At 71.2% G+C, this 20,112-nt stretch carries 14 protein-coding genes; 6 read left to right on the forward strand and 8 right to left on the reverse strand.

What is annotated here, in order from left to right; translation table 11 throughout:
* Window positions 1–28: 28 nt before the first annotated feature.
* Window positions 29–955, reverse strand: coding sequence for a proline dehydrogenase family protein (locus ABD932_RS31855; protein WP_345017980.1), 927 nt, complete (start codon window positions 953–955; stop codon window positions 29–31).
* Window positions 956–1,062: 107 nt separating this feature from the next.
* Between ABD932_RS31855 and ABD932_RS31860 the strand changes: the two genes are divergently transcribed.
* Window positions 1,063–2,298 (forward strand): PucR family transcriptional regulator, encoded by a 1,236-nt coding sequence (locus ABD932_RS31860; RefSeq protein ID WP_425587542.1) that lies wholly within the window; start codon window positions 1,063–1,065, stop codon window positions 2,296–2,298.
* Between the two features lie 28 nt (window positions 2,299–2,326).
* Here ABD932_RS31860 and ABD932_RS31865 read toward each other — a convergent pair whose 3' ends face one another.
* Window positions 2,327–3,895, reverse strand: a complete 1,569-nt coding sequence (locus tag ABD932_RS31865; RefSeq protein WP_345017984.1) for an FAD-dependent monooxygenase — start codon at window positions 3,893–3,895, stop codon at window positions 2,327–2,329.
* A gap of 122 nt (window positions 3,896–4,017) precedes the next feature.
* On the opposite strand from ABD932_RS31865, the gene ABD932_RS31870 reads away from it, so the two are divergent.
* The 4 genes from ABD932_RS31870 to ABD932_RS31885 are packed head-to-tail and all read left to right on the forward strand — an operon-like array spanning window position 4,018 to window position 8,948.
* Window positions 4,018–5,514: an ABC transporter substrate-binding protein gene (locus ABD932_RS31870; protein WP_345017986.1), complete on the forward strand. Its 1,497-nt coding sequence runs from the start codon at window positions 4,018–4,020 to the stop codon at window positions 5,512–5,514.
* 17 nt (window positions 5,515–5,531) lie between these two features.
* Entirely contained in the window at window positions 5,532–7,286 is a 1,755-nt protein-coding gene (locus ABD932_RS31875) for an ABC transporter permease subunit (protein WP_345018095.1), read from the forward strand.
* The gene (locus ABD932_RS31880) at window positions 7,276–8,268 is read left to right on the forward strand and encodes an ABC transporter ATP-binding protein (RefSeq protein WP_345017988.1); all 993 of its coding nucleotides are present in this window, start codon (window positions 7,276–7,278) and stop codon (window positions 8,266–8,268) included. Before ABD932_RS31875 ends, ABD932_RS31880 begins: the two co-directional genes overlap by 11 nt.
* Window positions 8,265–8,948, forward strand: a complete 684-nt coding sequence (locus ABD932_RS31885; RefSeq protein ID WP_345017990.1) for an ATP-binding cassette domain-containing protein — start codon at window positions 8,265–8,267, stop codon at window positions 8,946–8,948. Before ABD932_RS31880 ends, ABD932_RS31885 begins: the two co-directional genes overlap by 4 nt.
* Here ABD932_RS31885 and ABD932_RS31890 read toward each other — a convergent pair.
* Window positions 8,935–9,519 (reverse strand): TetR/AcrR family transcriptional regulator, encoded by a 585-nt coding sequence (locus tag ABD932_RS31890; RefSeq protein ID WP_345017992.1) that lies wholly within the window; start codon window positions 9,517–9,519, stop codon window positions 8,935–8,937. The genes ABD932_RS31885 and ABD932_RS31890 overlap by 14 nt on opposite strands.
* A 96-nt stretch (window positions 9,520–9,615) precedes the next feature.
* Between ABD932_RS31890 and ABD932_RS31895 the strand changes: the two genes are divergently transcribed.
* Window positions 9,616–11,166, forward strand: a complete 1,551-nt coding sequence (locus tag ABD932_RS31895; protein ID WP_345017994.1) for an MFS transporter — start codon at window positions 9,616–9,618, stop codon at window positions 11,164–11,166.
* Window positions 11,167–11,176: 10 nt separating this feature from the next.
* Here the strand turns inward: ABD932_RS31895 and serA are convergent, their stop codons facing one another.
* From serA to ABD932_RS31920, 5 genes are all read right to left on the reverse strand, one after another.
* Window positions 11,177–12,766: a phosphoglycerate dehydrogenase gene (gene serA, locus ABD932_RS31900; protein WP_126395276.1), complete on the reverse strand. Its 1,590-nt coding sequence runs from the start codon at window positions 12,764–12,766 to the stop codon at window positions 11,177–11,179.
* 231 nt (window positions 12,767–12,997) lie between these two features.
* Window positions 12,998–13,996, reverse strand: coding sequence for a ketol-acid reductoisomerase (gene ilvC / locus ABD932_RS31905; protein ID WP_126395275.1), 999 nt, complete (start codon window positions 13,994–13,996; stop codon window positions 12,998–13,000).
* Between the two features lie 117 nt (window positions 13,997–14,113).
* Entirely contained in the window at window positions 14,114–14,638 is a 525-nt protein-coding gene (ilvN, locus tag ABD932_RS31910) for an acetolactate synthase small subunit (protein WP_030051183.1), read from the reverse strand.
* A 22-nt stretch (window positions 14,639–14,660) separates the two neighbouring features.
* Window positions 14,661–16,517, reverse strand: a complete 1,857-nt coding sequence (locus ABD932_RS31915) for an acetolactate synthase large subunit (RefSeq protein ID WP_250092413.1) — start codon at window positions 16,515–16,517, stop codon at window positions 14,661–14,663.
* A 237-nt stretch (window positions 16,518–16,754) separates the two neighbouring features.
* Window positions 16,755–19,760, reverse strand: coding sequence for a putative bifunctional diguanylate cyclase/phosphodiesterase (locus tag ABD932_RS31920; protein WP_345018001.1), 3,006 nt, complete (start codon window positions 19,758–19,760; stop codon window positions 16,755–16,757).
* Window positions 19,761–20,112 lie beyond the last annotated feature (352 nt).

A 20,112-nucleotide genomic window follows, 5' to 3' on the forward strand; every position in this document is an offset into this window, starting at 1 on the left:
CCGTAACTCCTTACTGAGCGGTGGTGGTTCAGCCCTTGGTGATCATGCTTCGTACGAAGAACCGCAGGTTGGCGGGCTTCTCCGCGAGCCGGCGCATGAAGTAGCCGTACCAGTCGGTGCCGTAGGCGGTGTAGACGCGCATGCGGTGGCCCTCCGCGGCCAGCCGCAGGTGCTCGTCGCTCCTGATGCCGTACAGCATCTGGAACTCGTACTCGTCGAGCTTTCGCCCGGCGCGCCGCGCGAGTTCCTGGGCGACGGAGATCAGGCGCGGGTCGTGGGACCCGATCATCGGGTACCCGGCGCCCTCCATCAGAACCTTCAGGATCCGCACATACGCCTTGTCGATCTCGTGTTTCTGCTGGTAGGCGACCTCGGCGGGCTCCTTGTAGGCGCCCTTGACCAGACGTACCCGGCTGCCGTTCTCCGCGAGGCGGCGGGCGTCGGCCTCGGTGCGGAAGAGGTAGGCCTGGATGACGCAGCCGGTCTGTGGGAAGTCCCGGCGCAGTTCCTCGTGGATGGCGAACATCGAGTCGAGGGTGGTGTGGTCCTCGGCGTCGAGCGTGACCGTCGTACCGATGGCGGCGGCGGCCTCGACGACCGGGCGAACGTTGGCGAGCGCGAGTTCGTGGCCGCCCTCCAGCGCCTGGCCGAACATGGACAGCTTGACGGACATCTCGACGCGCTCGCCGAGCCCGAGGTCCTTGATCCGGTCGATCAGCCGCAGGTAGGCGTCCCGGGCGAGTGCGGCCTGTTCGGGACGGGTGATGTCCTCGCCGACGACGTCCATCGTCAGCTCCAGGCCCTTGCCGGTGAGGTCCTCGATGATCGGCACGATCTCGTCGACGGTCTCGCCGGGGATGAACCGGTCGACGACCTGCTTGGTCACCGGTGCCGCCGAGATCAGACGTCGCATCCGGTCGCTGCGCGACGCGGCAAGAATCACGGGACCCAGCACGGGGCACCTCCACAAACCAGCAGATAGAACCACCGTGAAACCTAAGGATCCCTCCGATCGTCGACCATCGACAGCTGTCACGCATCCGTGCCGCAGATCTCAGACAGATGTATGAAAGCCCTGGGGTTATGCGGGAGAATTACCGGGTGACAGCCGATTACAAAGGCGACTACCAGGAGCTGGTCGACGAGATCTCGGAGCTGCTGGGCGTGCCCGCGACCCTGGAGAACCGGGACTTCGAGCTGATCGCCTTCGGTGCCTACGACAGTGAGGGCGAGCTCGACGCGTCGGCCCTGGACCCCGTGCGCACCCGCTCGATCCTGACCCGCCGCTCCACGGCGACGGTCCGCACCTGGTTCGAGGGCTTCGGCATCACGCGCGCCACCGGACCGGTGCGCATCCCGCCCACCCCGGAGGCGGGGGTCTATCGCGGACGTATCTGTCTCCCCGTACGCCATCGGGGTGTGGTGCTGGGCTACGTCTGGCTCCTGGAGGACGATCCGGGCCCGACGGACCAGCAGCTGACGGCCGCCATGGAGGTGACCGCCCGCATCGGCGCGCTGCTCGCGGACGAGGCACAGCACGGCGCGGACCTCAGCCGGGAGCTGCGGGCCGCGCTGACCGCCGAGCGCGGCTGGCCGCGGGACATGGCCGTCGCCGAACTGCGCACGGCCCTCGGCGCACGCGCGGACGGCGTCCATACGGTGGTCTGCGTGGCCCCCTGGCCGTCGGCGGACCCCGACGACGCCCCGTCCGTGCGGACGGTGCCGCACGCCACCGCGCTGTGCACGGTCCCGTGGGGGCCGAGCGGACAGAGCCTCGCGGTGCTCGTACGGCTGCGCTCGCCCGAGGTGCGGACGGCGGCGCTGGCGGCGGCGTCCCGGCTGCTGAAGGACGCCCCCGCGTCCCGGCCCCTCCCGCCGGGCCGGGCACAGGTGGCGGCCGGCCTCGGCGAACCGCGCACCGGGCTCGCCGAGCTCGGCACCGTCTGGCAGGAGGCGTCGGCCGCGGCCCGCGCGGCGCTGGCGGAACCGCGGCTCGGGCCGGTGGCCGAGTGGTCGCGCATCGGGGCGTACCGCCTGCTGACCGCGCTCTCCCCGCAGACGGCCCTCGACCCCGCGGTCGCCCCGCTCCTCTCCCCCACCCACCAGGAACTCGCCCGCACCGCCGAGGCCTACCTCGACTGCGCGGGCCAGGCCGGCCGCACCGCAGCCGAGCTGGGCATCCACCGGCAGACCCTGTACTACCGCCTCTCCCGCGTCGAGCAGCTCACGGGCCTGGACCTGGACGACGGCGAGGACCGGCTGCTGCTGCACATGGCGCTGAAGGCGGCGCGACTGTAGGCGCCCCGCGTTGCCGCCGAGCCGCTGATCAGCCGGAGGTGACGGCGGCGAGGGCGTCGTGCAGCGTGCCGTCGCCCGGTGGGCCGTCGCTCCAGCGGGCGGCGATGTGGCCGTCGGGGCGGACGAGCAGGGCTCCCTGTGGGCCTAGGCCCCAGAGGTCGGCGTGCTCGTCGGGAAGGGGTTCGACGCGCAGCGGCCACGGTGCGGTGGCGCGGGGCGTCCAGGGGGTGGGGGCCGGGGTGAGCAGGGTGAACCATGCGCCGAGGGCGTCGAGCGTGGAGCGGCCGTCCGTGAGCCACAGATGCGGCATGCGGTGGCCCGGTTTCGCCGTGGGGGCATAGGTCGTGCCCGTGCCGGACGGCTCGGGCGGAGCCCCGTCGTCGGACAGGACGGCAGCGGAGCGGTAGGCGACGCCGAGTACCAGGCCGAGTTGCGCGAAGTACTGTTCCGACCAGGGCGGTTCGATCCGGTCCGGCGTCCCTTCCGCGCCCGCCCGGAGCTGCTCGCGGCGCACGTCCTGCACCTGGAACATCAGCTTGGAGTTCTCCACCGCCTGGCCGAGGGTCCGGTGGGCGACGGGCTGCCGCTCCGTCTCGTAGCTGTCCAGCAGGCCCGATCCGGCCCACCCGCGCAGCACGCCCGCCAGTTTCCAGCAGAGGTTGTGCACATCGGCGACACCGACGTTCATGCCCAGGCCGCCGGCCGGCGGGATCGCGTGCGCGGCGTCGCCGGCCAGCAGGATCCGGCCGTGGCGAAAGCGCTCGGCGACGAACGCGTTCACCACCCAGTGCTGCACCCGCAGCACGTCGACGGCCACGTCGGCGCCGAGCGAGCGCGCGACGAGGCGGGGCCAGTCGGCGCCCGCGGTGTCCTCGGGCGTCGGCACGAACCAGGCCCAGCCTCCCTCGGGGTACAGCGGCAGGAACGATCCCTGCGAGGTGAGGTAGACGCCGGCGGGCTGCCGGGCGGACCAGTGGTCGAGGTCGGCGTCGAACACGACGGTGGTGACGCGGCCGACCGCGCCGGGGCCCGTGGTGTCGATGCCCAGCCGTTCACGGACGGTGGAGTTCGCGCCGTCGGCGGCGAGTACGTAGTGGGCGCGGACGCGGGACTCCGCACCGCTGCGACGGTCGAGGAGCAGGGCCACGACGCTCTCGTCCTCTTCGGCCAGGCCGATCAGCTCGACACCGAACCGCGTCTCCGAGACCGCCGCGCCGAGCAGGGTGGGCTCCAACCGGTCCTGCGAGGTGACCACGCCGATCGCGGGGCTCTCGGGTACCGGCGCGTTGACCCCGATCATGGCCGCCGTGGCGAAGTCGGGGGCGTGCAGCGTGTCACGGAAGCGGATCCGGCCGTACTCCGGTGCGAACGCGGCGGCCGTGATCCGCTCGGCGAGTTCGAGCTGACGGAAGATCTCCATCGAGCGCACGTTGACCAGCCGGGACCGGGGGAACGGAGACAGCTCCCGGTGCTTCTCGACCAGCAGGACCCGCACTCCCCAACGTTCGAGCAGCGCCCGTGCGGTGAGCCCGACGGGCCCGCCGCCGACGATCAGTACCTCCACCTCGGCGCCTGGCACCGGCATGTCGGGCTGCATGAGGTCCATCATCCGCACCCTGCGGTCCCCCGCAACGACACCCCGAATTATTGGAAATGATTGTCATCATGCTACGGTCACGGCAACCGCTCTCTTGATCGCCCTTTTACCCGGAGGGTCCCTTGCGCCTGCCCGCCCGCCGTCTGCTCCCCGTCACCGCCGTCACCGCGGCCTCCGCACTGCTCACCGGCTGCTTCGCCGGAGCGGAGTCGTCCGCGGACGCGGGGGCGGGCGGCAAGCGCATCCGTGTCGCGCACATGCTGCCACCCCGCTCCGGCCTGTCCCCCCTGAGCGACGACGCCTTCAAGCTCTCGCGTTGGTCGACGGCCGAGACCCTGGTGAAGCTCGACGAGGAGGGCGATGCCCGGCCCGCCCTCGCCACCGAGTGGCAGCAGTCCGGCCGCACCTGGACCTTCGAGATACGCGACGGCGTCACCTTCCACGACGGCACGAAGCTCGACGCGAAGGCCGTAGTGCAGTCGCTCACCAAGGCCGTCGGCGCCTCCCCCAAACCCCGCATCCTCGACGGCGTGGAGCTGACCGCGAAGGCCGAGGACGCCGACACGGTCACGGTCACCACCGGCACCGAGGACCCCCTCGTCCCGCAGCGGCTGAGCTCGCCCCAGCTCTCGATCCTGGCCGCCAAGGCCTACAAGGGGAAGACGGTGAACCCCGTCGGCGCCGGCACCGGACCCTTCGAACTCGTCGAGGTCAACGGCACCTCCTCCGCCACTCTCGACCGCTACGACAAGTACTGGGGCGGCAAGGCCAAGGCCCCGGGAATCGACGTCACGTTCGTGCCGGACGGGACGGCCCGCGCCGCCGCACTGCGCACCGGCGAGGCCGACATCGTCGAGGCGATTCCGGTCTCCCAGGCCGCCGTCCTCGATCAGGACCTGATCACCGAGGTCCCGATGCCGCGCACCAACACCCTCTACCTGAACACCGAGAAGGGCGCCTTCAAGGACGCCTCGCTGCGCGCCGCCGCCCGGGAGGCGATCGATGCCAAGTCGATCGTCGAGGGCGTGTACGAGGGGCGCGCCGATGTCGCCAAGGGGCTGCTGGGGCCTGCCCTGCCGTGGGCGGCCGAACTGCGCACGCCCGTCAAGCACACGAAGGCCGGCAAGCCGAACGGCACGACGATCACCATCGGCACCTTCACCGACCGGGCCGAACTGCCCGAGGTCGCCGCCACGCTGCAGCAGCAGCTGCAGAAGGCCGGGTTCAAGGTGAAGCTCGACGTCCGCGAGTACGCGAACATCGAATCCGACGCCCTCGCGGGCAAGTTCGACGCGTTCATCCTCTCCCGCGCCACCGTCCTGGACTCCGGCGACCCGGCCGCCTACCTGTACAGCGACTTCGCCTCCGACGGCTCCTTCAACCTCTCCCAGCTCGCCGACTCCTCCGTGGACGCGGAGCTGAAGAAGGCCGGCGGGACGAAGGCCGGCGACGCCCGCCGCAGGGCGATCATCGAGGCCGAGGCCGCCGTGCTCGCCACCGACGCCGCCGTGCCGATGCTCCACGAGCGGGTGATCCAGGGCGACGCCAAGGGTGTCGTGGACGCCGCTCACGACCCGCGCGAGCGCGAACTCGTCACCCTGAACACGTACGTCAAGTGAGACGCACGGCAAGGAACATGGTCAGCCCGGCCGGGCTGACCCGCCTCCTCTGTCTCGTCGCCGTCCTGGCCGCCGTCGGCCTGCTGCCCTGGCTCTCGCACAGGGACCCGGCGCTGACCGTGCTGCGCGCCCGGTCGGCCGAGCAGGAGCCGACCGAGGAGGCCCTGTCCGCGATCCGCCAGGACCTCGGCCTGGACGCCGGTCCCCTTTCCCTGCTGGGGAGTTGGGCCTCGGACCTGCTGCGCGGCGACCTCGGTACCTCCTGGGTGTCCGGCACCGACGTCCTGCCCTCCGTCGTGGCCGGCCTCCAGGTGTCGCTGGGGCTGATGGGCGCCGCGCTCGGCGTGGCCGTCGTGCTGGCCGCGGTGCTGGTGGCGCCGGTGCTGGTACGGGGGCGGGGGTCGGCCGGGGCGTTCGCCGCCATGCTGGCCGCCGTGCCCGAGTTCCTGCTGGCCACCGTCGCGCTGCTGGTGTGCGGGGTGTGGCTGGGATGGCTGCCGACGGCCGGGTGGGCGGGCCCCGAGTATCTGGTGCTGCCCGCGATCGCCCTCGGCGTCCCGGCGGGCGGTCTGCTCGGCCGGCTGGTCGCGGACGCGCTGCCCGCCGTGCTCGACGAGCGGTGGGTGGAGCTGTGGCGGGGCGCCGGAGTGAGCCGGGCGCGGATCGCGGGGGCCGCGCTGCGCCGCGTACTGCCGCCGCTGGTACCGCAGTTCGGGATGGCCGCCGTCGGGCTGACCGGGGGCGCGGTCGCGGTGGAGATGGTGTTCGCGGTGCCCGGCATCGGCCGTACGGCGCTCGGCGCGGCCAAGTCGCAGGACCTGCCGCTGCTCCAGGGCTCGGTGCTGGCGTTGCTGCTGCTCGGTCTGGTCGCCGGCGCGGCGGCGGCGCTCACCCGGCGACGCCTGCTGGGCCCCGCGCTGCGTGACGCCGGCCTGACGCTGCCCCCGGCCCGCCCGGTCCGCGCCCACCCGGCGATCCCCATGACGCTGTTCGCGGTCCTCGCCGTGTCCATCGGCTGGGGCCTGCTGCGCGACCCGTACACGGTGAACACCGCCGCCCGCCTCACGGCCCCCTCCTGGGCCCACCCGCTCGGCACCGACGCCCTCGGCCGCGACGTGCTGGCCCGGCTCGGCCACGGCGCCGCCTCGACGGTCGGCACGGCCGCCGCCATCTGTGCGCTGAGCCTGCTGGTCGCGCTCGCGCTGGGCTTCCTGCCCGGCGTCGCGGCGGGCGCGGCGGACATCGCCAACGCCCTGCCCCCGGTGATCGTCGGCATCCTGGTCGCGGCGGCGGCCGGTCCCGGCACCGGCGGGGCGGCCCTCGCCGTCGCCCTGATCTCCTGGCCCGCGCTGTCCGCGCACGCGGCGGCACTCGTGCAGGAGGTGCGGGCGTCGGCGTTCCTCACCGCCCAACGGGCCATGGGCGCGACCCCGTTCTGGATCCTCACCCGGCACGTCCTGCCGTCCGTCGCCGCCCCGGTCGCCCGCCACGCCCTGCTCCGCCTGCCCGGCATCGCGCTCGCCCTGGCCTCCCTCGGCTTCCTGGGCCTCGGCGCCCAGCCGCCCGCCCCCGAATGGGGCCTGCTCCTCGACGAGTCCCGTGCCTATGTCGAGCGGGCACCGTGGGCGGCCCTCGCCCCGGCCGTCGCACTCGCCCTGCTGGCGGGGCTCGCGGTGTCGGGGGCGGCGGCCGTGCAGGGCCGGAGGGTACGACGAGACGGGCCTGCGGCGCACAAGGCCGCCAGGAAGAAGGAGGCCCCCGTTGCCGTCTGACGTTCACCTCTCGGTACGCGACCTGCGGATCGCCTTCGAAGGGATCGAGGCCGTGCGCGGCCTGTCCTTCGACGTCCGCCCCCGCGAGACCCTCGCGATCGTCGGCGAGTCGGGCGCGGGCAAGTCCCTCACGGCCCGGGCGCTGCTGGGCATGCTGCCGCGCGGCGCGACGACGAGCGGCACGATCGATCCTGACCTCACGGCGCACCGCGGCCGCCGTATCTCCCTCGTCCCGCAGGACGCCCTGTCCGCCCTATCCCCCGTGCACCCGGTCGGCGACCAGCTCGCCGCCGCCGTACGGTCGGTGTCCCGCGTCTCCCGCAAGGAGGCCAGGGCACGGGCGGTGGCCGCGCTCGACCGGGTCGGCATCCCGGACGCCGTACGCAAGGCACGGGCGTATCCGCACGAGTACTCCGGCGGCATGCGGCAGCGCGCAGTCATCGCCATGGCGACGATCAACGAACCGGACGTCGTCGTCGCCGACGAACCCACCACCGCCCTGGACGAGGACCGCCGCGAACAGGTGCTGCGGGTATTGGCCGAACGGCGGGATGCGGTGGGAGCGGCGCTGGTGCTGGTCACGCACGACATGGACGTCGTACGGGACCACGCCGACCGCGTGCTGGTCATGTACGCCGGCCGCCTCACCGAACTCGGCCCCACCGACGAGGTGCTGGCCCGCCCCCGCGCCCCCTACACGGCGGGCCTGCTGGCCTCTCTCCCCCAGCACACGCCCCCCGGCCGCCGCCTCCCCGCCCTGCGCGGCACCCCGCCCGCCCCGGCCGCCCTCCCACCGGGCTGCGCCTTCGCCCCGCGCTGCCCGCTCGCGGCGGACGCCTGCCACACGGCGCAACCGGAGCCGCAGGAGGCGGAAGGCCGCCTGGTCGCCTGCCACCGGTGGCAGGACCTCCCGCACCCGGCAACGGAGTTGTTCCGGGAAGTGCCCGCGCCGGCTCAGGAAGAGGAGCAGCAGCCCGCATGAGTGACGACGCTCTGCTCGACGTCCGCGACCTCGTCGTCCGCTACGGCGACATGACCGCCGTCGACCATGTCTCCTTCACCGTGGCCCCCGGGGAGACCCTCGCCCTCAACGGCCCCTCCGGCTGCGGCAAGTCCTCCACGGCCCTGGCCGTGCTCCAGCTGCGCCGACCGTCCTCCGGCGAAGTGCTTTTCGAGGGACGGGAGTTGACCACCCTCTCCGAACGCGAGCTGCGTCCGGTCCGCCCGCGCATACAGCCCGTCTTCCAGGACCCGTACGGCTCACTGAGCCCGCGCCACCGCATCCGCGACGCGGTCGCCGAACCGCTGAAGGTGCAGGGCCGCTGGAACGGCACCGACGGCCCCGTCTGCGTCGCCGAACTGCTCGACCGGGTCGGTCTGGACCCGTCGTACGGCGACCGTCACCCCCACGAACTCTCCGGCGGACAGTGCCAACGCGCCGGAATCGCCCGCGCCTTGGCCTCCGAGCCACGCCTGCTGGTCCTCGACGAGCCGGTGTCGGCGCTCGACCCGTCGGTGCGGGCCGGGGTGCTGAACCTGCTCGCCGACCTCCAGGACGAGCTGGGGCTCGGCTACCTGTTCATCTGCCATGACCGTGCGGTCGTACGGCACTTCGCGGACCGGGTGATCGAGATGCGCGAGGGACGCGTCATTTCCGGGTAGTGGCCTCGATCACCTGACGGAGGCCCTCGGTGAGCTGCTCCGCTGTGGGCGCGGTCTTGGGATCGAAGGTCCACTGGGCGATGAGTCCGGTCATCAGGGTCACGTAGAACATGCCCAGGGTGTCCGCGACCTCGTCCGAGACGTCCTCCTCCCGGCCGCCCATGAGCAGCGGAATCAGACCACGCCCGGCCTCCCGCTGCGCCACCGCCAGATGGTCGCGGACCTCGGGCAGCTGGTCGCCCATGACGACGATCTCCATGCTGAGGCGCCACAGCGAACCGGGCTCCCGCATGGTGCCGATGATGTTCGACCACACCTCCTGGAACCGCTCGATCGAGCCTGGCTCCCCGCCGATCCCGGCGGTCCCGTCGCCCTCGAAAGCGTCGCCCATCCCCTCGACCAGCGCCACGTACGCCTGCGCCAGCAGCGCGTCCTTGGAGCCGTAGTGGTAGCCGATCGAGGCCAGGTTGGTCCCCGACTCCTTGACGATGTCCCGCGCCGTCGTGCGCACGAACCCCTTGTCGAGCAAGCAGCGCTTGGCGCCCTCGAGCAGATCCTCACGGTGTCCCATGCGACCACCCTACCGTCGATCCATACAGCCGTCCTATACGATCGTCTTACACAGCCGTTCTAGACAGGCGTTTAAGACGCGCGTACATTCACCGCCATGACAACGAACCCGACGAGCACCACACCCCCGCCCACCCGCGCCGGCCGCCGCGAATGGACCGCCCTCGGCGTGCTGATGCTTCCGCTGCTGCTGGTCTCGATGGACGTCTCGGTCCTCTACTTCGCGATCCCGTCGATCAGCGCCGACCTGGAGCCGAGCGGCACCCAGCAGCTGTGGATCTTCGACATCTACGCCTTCGTCCTGGCCGGCCTGCTGATGACGATGGGCTCGCTCGGCGACCGCATCGGCCACCGTCGCCTCCTGCTGATCGGCGCCGCCGCCTTCGGCACCGCCTCACTGGTGGCGGCATACGCGGACAGCGTCGAGACCCTGATCGCGGCACGCGCGGTCCTCGGCATCGGCGGCGCCACCCTGATGCCGTCGACGATGGCCATGCTCCGCACGATGTTCACGGACCCCGCCCAGCGCGCGAAGGCGGTCGGCGCGTGGTCCGGCGTGATGACGGCCGGGATCGCGCTCGGCTCGGTGATGAGCGGGGTACTGGTCGAGTACTTCTGGTGGGGCTCGGTATTCCTGGTCAACCTGCCGGCGATGGCACTGCTTCTGGTCCTCGGCCCGCTGCTGCTCCCCGAGTCGAGGAACCCCGAGCCCGGCCGCTTCGACTGGTTGAGTGTGCCGCTGTCGATGGCCGCGGTACTCCCCGTGATCTACGGCCTGAAGGAGCTCCCGTCCGAGGGCTGGAACGTCCGCTACGTCGTCTCGATCACCGTCGGCCTGCTGTTCGCGGCCCTCTTCGTGCACCGCCAGCGCACGGCCTCGGCACCGATGATCTCCCCGACGCTGTTCCGCGGACGGGGCTTTGCCCCCTCGGTCGCCCTGAACCTCGTCTCCGCGTTCGGGGTGATGGGTTCGGCCTACTTCACCACGCAGTACATCCAGTCCGTGCTCGACAAGAGCGCGCTGGAGGCGGCCCTGTGGGCGCTGCTCCCGTCGGTGCCGATCGGGGTGGCCGCGCCGATCGCAACCCAGCTGGTGCACAAGGGCGTGGGCCGCGCCCACGTCGTCGCGACGGGCTTCGGGATCGCCGCGTCGGGGTTCGGGCTGCTGGCCCTCGCCGGTACCGACTCGATGGTGCTGGTGCTGGTCGCGTGCGCGGTGCTCGCCGTCGGGTGCGTCGTGGTGATGTCCCAGATCATGGACCTCGCACTGAGCAGCGCCCCGGTGGAGCGGGCAGGCACCGCGTCCTCCCTGATGGAGACCGGCACCGAGTTCGGCGGCGCCCTCGGCATGGCCGTCCTCGGCTCCATCGGTACGGCGATCTACAGCCGCGAGGTCCCCGCGTCGGCACCGGACGTGGCGCACGAGACGCTGGGCGGAGCGCTGGCGGTCGCCGATCAGGTCCCGGGGCTGGCCGCGGCCGCGCGGCAGGCGTTCACCAGCGGGATGCAGGGGGCGGCGATCGCGGGGGCCGTGCTCCTGGCGGGGGCGGCGGTGCTGGCGGCGGTCACACTACGCCGGGTCGAGACGCGGGAGCCGGCATGCGAAACGCCGGACGAGCCGAGCGAACTCAGCACGTCCGGCGTTTGAGAAGGCTGTGTCAGACGAGGTTCACCGACCGGGCCGACGTCGCGCCGATCTCCTCGGCCACCTCCGTCAGCACCGCCTGGGTCACCGTGTCGTCGACCGTCAGGACGGCCAGCGCCTCACCGCCGGCCACCGACCGCGACACCTGCATGCCGGCGATGTTGATGCCGGCCTCGCCGAAGATGCGGCCGACCGTGCCGACGACACCCGGGCGGTCCTCGTACTTCAGGACGACCATGTGCTCGGCGAGCGCGAGGTCCACGTCGTAGTCGCCGACCGCGACGATCTTCTGCAGGTGCTTCGGACCGGCCAGCGTGCCGGAGACCGACACCTCCTCGCCGTTGCCGAGCGTGCCGCGCACGGTCACGACGTTGCGGTGGTCGGTCGCCTCCGAGCTGGTGGTCAGCCGCACCTCGACGCCACGCTCCTGGGCGAACAGCGGGGCGTTGACGTACGACACCGTCTCGTCGACGACGTCCTCGAAGACACCCTTGAGGGCGCTGAGCTCCAGCACCTTCACGTCGTGCTGGGTGATCTCGCCGTACACCTCGACGTCGAGGCGGACCGCGACCTCACCGGCGAGCGCCGTGAAGATACGGCCGAGGCGCTCGGCGAGCGGCAGACCCGGCTTGACGTCCTCGGCGATGACGCCACCCTGGACGTTCACCGCGTCCGGGACCAGCTCACCGGCGAGGGCGAGGCGCACCGAGCGGGCGACGGCGATACCGGCCTTCTCCTGCGCCTCGTCGGTGGAGGCACCGAGGTGCGGGGTGCTGACGACCTGGTCGAACTCGAACAGCGGGGAGTCCGTGCAGGGCTCCTTCGCGTACACGTCCAGACCGGCGCCGGCGACGCGGCCCTCCTTGAGCGCCGAGTACAGCGCCTCCTCGTCGACGATCCCGCCGCGCGCGGCGTTGACGATGCGCACGCTCGGCTTGACCTTGCGCAGCGCCTCGTCGCCGATGAGGCCGAGGGTCTCGGGGGTCTTGGGCAGGTGGACGGTGATGAAGTCGGAGACCTCGAGCAGCTCGTCCAGCGACAGCACCTTGACGCCCATCTGCGCGGCGCGCGCGGGCTGCACATAGGGGTCGTACGCGACGACCTTCATGCCGAAGGCGGACATGCGCTGCGCGACGAGCGCGCCGATACGGCCGAGGCCGACCACACCGAGGGTCTTCTCCGCGAGCTCCACACCCGTGTACTTGCTGCGCTTCCACTCGCCGTTCTTCAGCGCGGCGTTGGCCTGCGGGATGTTGCGGGCGGTGGCGAGGAGCAGACCGCAGGCCAGCTCGGCGGCGGTCACGATGTTCGAGGTGGGGGCGTTGACGACCATCACGCCGGCCTTGGTGGCGGCGGAGACGTCTACGTTGTCCAGGCCGACGCCGGCTCGTGCGACGACCTTGAGCTTGTTCGCGGCGGCGATCGCCTCGGCGTCGACCTTGGTGGCGGAACGGACCAGGATCGCGTCCACGTCGGCGATGGCCGGCAGCAGCTCGGCCCGGTCCGCTCCGTTGCAGTGGCGGATCTCGAAGTCGGGGCCGAGCGCGTCGACCGTGGCAGGCGACAGCTCTTCGGCGATGAGTACGACGGGTTTCGAGCTCACGTGAGTCCTCACATGTCCATTGCGGACGGCCGTCCCGACGGCCGCAGGCGGTGGAGGGGTGGTGGCCGCGTGGAAGACGCACGACGCTGTGGGCCTGACGCGTATGTTGTGCGCCAGTGTAGTGGCGCGGCGGAGGCCGTCTTGCGCCTCTGCGGAAGGATCACCCGTCCGTGATGCGACGGGTTGGACAACGGGGCCGGAGCAGTACGCTCCGGCCCCGTCGGCTGAGGCTTACGCCTCCTCGTTCACCCAGCTCATGAGCTTGCGCAGCTCCTTGCCGGTGGTCTCCAGCAGGTGCTCGGAGTCCTGCTGCTTGTACTCGTTGTACTTCTTCAGACCACCGTGGTACTCGTCCATCCAGGCCTGGGCGAAGGTGCCGTCCTGGATCTCGGCGAGGACCTTCTTCATCTCGGCCTTGGTGGCGTCGGTGATGATCCGCGGGCCGGTGACGTAGTCGCCCCACTCGGCGGTCTCGGAGATCGACCAGCGCATCTTCTCCAGGCCGCCCTCGTACATGAGGTCCACGATCAGCTTCAGCTCGTGCAGGCACTCGAAGTACGCGATCTCCGGCTGGTAGCCGGCCTCGGTCAGCGTCTCGAAACCGGCCTTGACCAGGGCGGCCGTACCACCGCAGAGGACGGCCTGCTCACCGAACAGGTCGGTCTCGGTCTCCTCGGTGAAGGTCGTCTTGATGACGCCGGCGCGGGTGCCGCCGATGCCCTTGGCGTACGACAGGGCGAGCGCGAAGGCGTTGCCCGTGGCGTCCTGCTCCACGGCGGCGATACACGGAACGCCGCGGCCCTCCTCGTACTGGCGGCGGACCAGGTGGCCCGGGCCCTTGGGGGCGACCATGCAGACGTCGACGCCGGCCGGGGGCTTGATGAAGCCGTAGCGGATGTTCAGGCCGTGACCGAAGAACAGCGCGTCGCCGTCCTTCAGGTTCGGGGCGATGTGCTCCTCGTAGACCTGGGCCTGGATCGGGTCCGGGACGAGGATCATGATGACGTCGGCCTCGGCGGCGGCCTCCGACGGGGTCACCACGCGCAGGCCCTGCTCCTCGGCCTTCGCCTTGGACTTGGAGCCCTCGTGCAGACCGACACGCACGTCGACACCCGAGTCACGGAGCGACAGCGCGTGGGCGTGGCCCTGGCTGCCGTAACCGATGACCGCGACCTTGCGGCCCTGGATGATGGACAGGTCGGCGTCGGCGTCGTAGAACAGCTCGGCCACTTTGGGTTCTCTCCTTGTGTGCAGGTGTTGCGTCCCACCGTATGACGGCGGGGGTGAGGGAAGTCTCGGGGTCTCGGTATACGGGCGGCCGGATTCCCCCGGCCGCCCGAAAACTGCCTATGCCGAACGGTCGAGCGCGCGCAGCGAGCGGTCCGTGATCGAACGCGCGCCGCGTCCGATCGCGATCGTGCCGGACTGGACGAGCTCCTTGATGCCGAACGGCTCCAGCATCTTCAGCATGGCCTCCAGCTTGTCGCTGGAGCCGGTGGCCTCGATGGTGACGGCCTCCGGGGAGACGTCGACGGTCTTGGCGCGGAACAGCTGGACGATCTCGATGATCTGGGAGCGGGTCTCGTTGTCGGCGCGCACCTTCACCAGAACGAGTTCGCGCTGAACGGCCGAACCGGGCTCCAGCTCGACGATCTTCAGCACGTTGACGAGCTTGTTGAGCTGCTTCGTCACCTGCTCCAGCGGCAGGTCGGCGACGCTCACCACGATGGTGATGCGGGAGATGTCGGGGTGCTCGGTGACACCGACCGCGAGCGAGTCGATGTTGAAGCCGCGACGGGAGAACAGGGCGGCGATCCGGGCGAGGATGCCCGGGGTGTTCTCCACCAGGACGGAGAGCGTGTGCTTGGACATGGTCTTTTTACGTCTCTCTCGCTCAGTCGTCTTCGTTGTCGCCGAAGTCGGGGCGGACGTCCCGGGCGGCCATGATCTCGTCGTTGGAGGTGCCGGCGGCGACCATCGGCCACACCATCGCGTCCTCGTGGACGATGAAGTCGATGACGACGGGGCGGTCGTTGATGGAGTTGGCCTCTTCGATGACCTTGTCGAGGTCCTCCGGCGACTCGCAGCGGATCGCGTAGCAGCCCATGGCCTCCGACAGCTTCACGAAGTCGGGGACGCGGGTGCCGGCGCTCGGCTGCTTGCCGTCGGCCTCGGGGCCGGAGTGCAGCACGGTGTTGGAGTAGCGCTGGTTGTAGAAGAGGGTCTGCCACTGGCGGACCATCCCGAGGGCGCCGTTGTTGATGATGGCGACCTTGATCGGGATGTTGTTCAGGGCGCAGGTGGTGAGTTCCTGGTTGGTCATCTGGAAGCAGCCGTCGCCGTCGATCGCCCAGACGGTCTGGGCCGGGGCTCCGGCCTTGGCGCCCATCGCGGCCGGGACCGCGTAGCCCATCGTCCCGGCGCCGCCGGAGTTCAGCCAGGTGGCGGGCTTCTCGTACTGGACGAAGTGCGCGGCCCACATCTGGTGCTGGCCGACACCCGCCGCGAAGATCGTGCCCTCCGGGGCGAGTTGGCCGATCCGCTCGATGACCTGCTGCGGGGAGAGCGAGCCGTCCTCGGGCTGGTCGTAGCCGAGCGGGTAGGTCTCGCGCCAGCGGCTGAGGTCCTTCCACCAGGCCGAGTAGTCGCCCTGGTGGCCCTCGGCGTGCTCCTTCTGGACGGCCTGGACCAGGTCGGCGATGACCTCGCGGGCGTCCCCGACGATCGGCACGTCGGCGGCGCGGTTCTTGCCGATCTCGGCCGGGTCGATGTCGGCGTGGACGATCTTGGCGTACGGGGCGAAGCTGTCCAGCTTGCCGGTGACGCGGTCGTCGAAGCGGGCTCCGAGGGCGACGATCAGGTCGGCCTTCTGCAGCGCGGTGACGGCGGTGACCGCACCGTGCATGCCCGGCATTCCCACGTGCAGCGGGTGGCTGTCGGGGAATGCGCCGAGCGCCATCAGGGTGGTGGTGACGGGCGCTCCGGTGAGTTCCGCGAGGACCTTCAGCTCGGCGGTGGCGCCGGCCTTGATGACGCCGCCGCCGACGTAGAGCACGGGCCGCTTGGCGGCGGTGATCAGCTTGGCGGCCTCGCGGATCTGCTTGGCGTGCGGCTTGGTGACGGGCCGGTAGCCGGGCAGGTCCATGGTGGGCGGCCAGGAGAACGTGGTCCGCGCCTGGAGGGCGTCCTTGGCGATGTCGACCAGGACCGGGCCCGGGCGGCCGGTGGCGGCGATGTGGAACGCCTGCGCGACCACCCGCGGGATGTCCTCGGCCTTGGTGACCAGGAAGTTGTGCTTGGTGATCGGCATGGTGATGCCGACGATGTCCGCCTCCTGGAAGGCGTCCGTGCCGATCGCCTTGGAGGCCACCTGCCCGGTGATCGCCACGAGCGGCACCGAGTCCATGTGGGCGTCCGCGATCGGCGTGACCAGGTTGGTGGCGCCGGGGCCGGAGGTCGCCATGCAGACGCCGACCTTTCCGGTGGCCTGCGCATAGCCGGTGGCGGCGTGACCGGCACCCTGCTCGTGGCGGACCAGGACGTGGCGCACCCGGGTGGAGTCCATCAGCGGGTCGTACGCAGGCAGGATCGCACCGCCGGGAATGCCGAATACCGTGTCGGCGCCGACCTCCTCGAGCGAACGGATGAGGGACTGCGCTCCCGTGACGTGCTCGGGGGCGGACTGGTGTCCTCCGGATCGGGGCCGCGGCTGCGGATTATGGGCCCCGGTGGCCTGCTCGGTCATCGGCATTCTCTTCTCGATGCTGAGGGTTTTTGCGAGGTTTGGGCGGAGTTTCGATGCTGCACGACTGGCGCCTGTGCAACAAAAAACCCCTCGTGCCATAAGGCAAGCGAGGGGAGCGCGCCGGGTGTGGTCGCTGGGAGTTCCGGGTCCGTCCGGACGTCACCAGCTTCAGCCGACGCGCTTTCCAAGTACGAGGATTCGGGTGCGCATGGCACTGACCCTCCCCCCGGCACACACTCACTGTCAAGTGGGTGGGACGGGAGTCTCATTATGTGAGCGAAGGGCACTTCCGCCTCCCAGAACGGCGGGCACACCACTGGTGTACACCCCCGAACCTCCCCCCGCGAACGCGGGCTCCGCCGGTCCGTGCGGTACCGGATAGTGGCTGGAACTGAGCGCTCGGCGCAGCCGGTACTCGTCCAGTGGCCCGGAGAACGCCATGCCCTGCCCGTGCGTGCATCCCATCGCGCGCAACGCGACCACCTGCTCCGGCAGGTCCACGCCGTCGGCCACGGACTGCAGCCCGAGGTCGCCGGCGATCCGCAGCAGCCCACTGGTGATCTTGTGCAGCCGCGCGGACTCGACGACCCCCTCGACCAGGCCGCGGTCGAGCTTGAGGACGTCGACGGGAAGACGGCGCAGGGCCGTGATCGCCCCGTATCCGCTGCCGAAGCCGTCCAGGGCGATCCGGACACCGAGTCTGCGCAGGCCGCTGAGGCGGCGCTCCAGCTCGTCCAGCGAGACACGGGGGTCCAGATCCGACAGTTCGATGAGCAGCGACCCGGACGGCAGCCCGTGCCGGGTCAGCAGCGCCTCGATCGAGCCGAGCGGCATCGACCGGTCCAGCAGCCGGCGCGCGCCCATCCGTACGGCGACGGGTACGGCGAGTCCGGTCGCGGTGCGCTCGGCGGCCTGCTCGACGGCCTCCTCCAGCATCCAGCGGCCCAGCTCGGCGGTCTTGTCGCTGTCCTCGGCCACCCGCAGGAACTCGGCGGGTGTGAACAGCACCCCTTGCGAGGACCGCCAGCGCGCCTGGGCGGCGACCGACATGATCCGGCCGTCCTGCAGACACACCACCGGCTGGTGCAGCAGCGCGAACTCGCCGTCGTGCAGCGCGGCACGCAGACGTGTGGCCAGCTCCGCCTTGCGTACGACGTCCTGCTGCATCTGCGGCTTGTACAGCTCGACGCGGCCCTTGCCGCCCGCCTTGGCCCGGTACATGGCCAGGTCGGCGTTGCGCAGCAGCTCGCCCGCGCCGAGGCCCGGCTCGGCGAAGGCGACGCCGATGGAGGCGTTCACCCGGACATCGTTGCCGTCGATGAGGTAGGGCTGTGACAGCGTCACCCTGAGGCGGTCGGCGAGCTCCAGGATGTGTCGTTCGCGGGCGGTGCGGTCGCGGGTGTTGTCCCCGACGATCAAGGCCGCGAACTCGTCGCCGCCCAGCCGGGACGCGGTGTCCCCGCGCCGGACCGTGTCCTGGAGTCTGCGGGCGGCCTGGACGAGCAGTTCGTCCCCGGCCTGGTGTCCGATCGTGTCGTTGACGCCCTTGAAGCCGTCGAGGTCGATGAAGAGGACGGCCGTGTTGCGCAGGGCGAGGCCCCGGTCGGAGGCGCGGCGGCCGGACAGGGCCTGCTGCACGCGCTTGGTGAACAGCGCGCGGTTGGGCAGGTCGGTGAGCGGGTCGTGCTCGGCGTTGTGCTGGAGCTGCGCCTGCAGGCGCACTCTTTCGGTCACGTCCCGGCTGTTGAAGATGAGGCCGCCGTGGTGCCGGTTGACGGTCGACTCGACGTTGAGCCAGCCGTCCTCGCCGGACCGGAAGCGGCATTCGATGCGCGTAGTGGGTTCCTCAAGTGGGCTGGCGGCGAGGAAACGGCGCACCTCGTGCACCACGCAGCCCAGATCCTCCGGGTGGATGAGATTGGCCAGTTCCGTACCCACGAGCTCCTCGGCGGAGCGGCCGTAGACCCCGGCGGCGGCCGGGGAGACGTACCGGAGCATGCCGTTGGTGGCGGCGATCATGATGACGTCGCTGGAGCCCTGCACCAGGGAGCGGAAGTGGTTCTCCTTCTGCGCCAGTTCCTGGGTGAGGGTGATGTTGTCGAGCAGCATGATGCCCTGGCGCACCACGAGGGCGAGGACGACCGTGCCCCCGGTGATGAGCACCACGCGGTCGACGCTGCGGCCGTTGAGGACGTTGTAGAGGATCCCCAGCGTGCAGACGGCGGCCGCGAGGTACGGCGTGAGCGCGGCCAGGGAGCCGGCGATCGGCCGGGTGACCGGGTACCGGGTGTGATCACCTCCCTGATGGGGCGTGTGGTGGTGACTTCCGGCGCGCTGTCCGGGCACATGCTCGTGCACCACGCGCGTGTGCCCCGTGTGATGCCGGTCGGCGTCCTCGTGCCCGCGTCGGGGCGTGGCCCACGGGGCGTACGCCAGGAGCAGCGATCCGGCGAACCAGCCCGCGTCGAGCAGCTGGCCGGAGCGGTAGCTGTTGTGCAGCAGCGGCGAGGTGAACAGGGCGTCGCACATCACGGTCAGCGCGAGCGCGCCGATGGCGGTGTTGACCGCGGTGCGGTTCGCCGAGGAGCGGCGGAAGTGCAGCGCGAGCACCATGCTGACCAGGGCGATGTCGAGCAGCGGGTAGGCCAGCGACAGCGCGGTGTGCGCGACGCTCGGCCCTTCGGACTTGGCCGCCTGGGCGAGGGCGAGGCTCCAGGCCAGCGTCAGCAGCGAGCCGCCGATCAGCCAGGCGTCCAGCCCGAGGCAGACCCAGCCGGCCTTGGTCAGCGGCCGCTTGGCGAGCACCAGGAGTCCCACGATGGCGGGCGGCGCGAAGCACAGGAAGAACCCGTCGGCGTAGGAGGGGCTGGGCACGGGCTGCTCCAGGACGACCTCGTACCACCCCCAGACCAGGTTGCCGAGGGCCGCCATCGCCGAGGACAGGGCGAACAGCAACCAGGCGGGTCGAAAGCGGATACGGCTGCTACGGGCGTAGCGGAAGCAGGACACGGCGGCGGCGCCGGCCGCGGCCGCCAGCCCGAAGTCGCCCATGATCAGTGCGAGTTGGCCCGAACCCCAGCCGAGCGCGGAACCGACGGCGTATCCCGCGCACACCAGGGCCAGAACGACTTGCGGAAGCAGTCCCGAACCGCCGCCGGAGGACGACAGACGGGGCAGCATCGCAGCCGGCGAAGGCCGCGCCCGCAGCACCGAGTCGAGAGTGGTCGTGGGGGGCGGCGGCGCACTCACCGGGCCCTCCCGGTCCACGCCGATCCAGGATCCCGAGTGTCCCGGGGCACCGGCTGCGCATGCCGCCTGTGCCGGCGGTGGTGATGGCCGTGATGACAGCCGGGGCCGCCATGATGGCCGCGTCTGCGCGCGGCCGTGCTCCAGGGTCGCCGGCGGCGGCCCCGCCGCGTCGGATCGCTCGTCCATAGGCCGTGCATCGCCCGTCGCCCCCCTCACAAATCTGAAATGTCCATCCCCGGCGCCGAACAGTGCGGCGCAACCCCTGTCGGGACGATACACCAGTCTCGTCACTCAGGGACATAGTGCCTCTACGCTCCGTGACGACCAGCGCATATGCGAGTACGGACCGCTT

Source organism: Streptomyces shaanxiensis (genome assembly GCF_039537145.1).
GTDB classification, from domain to species: domain Bacteria; phylum Actinomycetota; class Actinomycetes; order Streptomycetales; family Streptomycetaceae; genus Streptomyces; species Streptomyces shaanxiensis.

What these genes read in the sequence shown, in the direction of transcription:
- ABD932_RS31860 (WP_425587542.1), top strand. Translation starts at nt 1,063, where the DNA reads ATGTATGAAAGCCCTGGGGTTATGCGGGAGAATTACCGGGTGACAGCC.
- ABD932_RS31865 (WP_345017984.1), bottom strand. Translation starts at nt 3,895, where the DNA reads ATGCAGCCCGACATGCCGGTGCCAGGCGCCGAGGTGGAGGTACTGATC.
- ABD932_RS31875 (WP_345018095.1), top strand. Translation starts at nt 5,532, where the DNA reads ATGGTCAGCCCGGCCGGGCTGACCCGCCTCCTCTGTCTCGTCGCCGTC.
- ABD932_RS31885 (WP_345017990.1), top strand. Translation starts at nt 8,265, where the DNA reads ATGAGTGACGACGCTCTGCTCGACGTCCGCGACCTCGTCGTCCGCTAC.
- ABD932_RS31890 (WP_345017992.1), bottom strand. Translation starts at nt 9,519, where the DNA reads ATGGGACACCGTGAGGATCTGCTCGAGGGCGCCAAGCGCTGCTTGCTC.
- ABD932_RS31895 (WP_345017994.1), top strand. Translation starts at nt 9,616, where the DNA reads ATGACAACGAACCCGACGAGCACCACACCCCCGCCCACCCGCGCCGGC.
- ilvN (WP_030051183.1), bottom strand. Translation starts at nt 14,638, where the DNA reads ATGTCCAAGCACACGCTCTCCGTCCTGGTGGAGAACACCCCGGGCATC.
- ABD932_RS31915 (WP_250092413.1), bottom strand. Translation starts at nt 16,517, where the DNA reads ATGCCGATGACCGAGCAGGCCACCGGGGCCCATAATCCGCAGCCGCGG.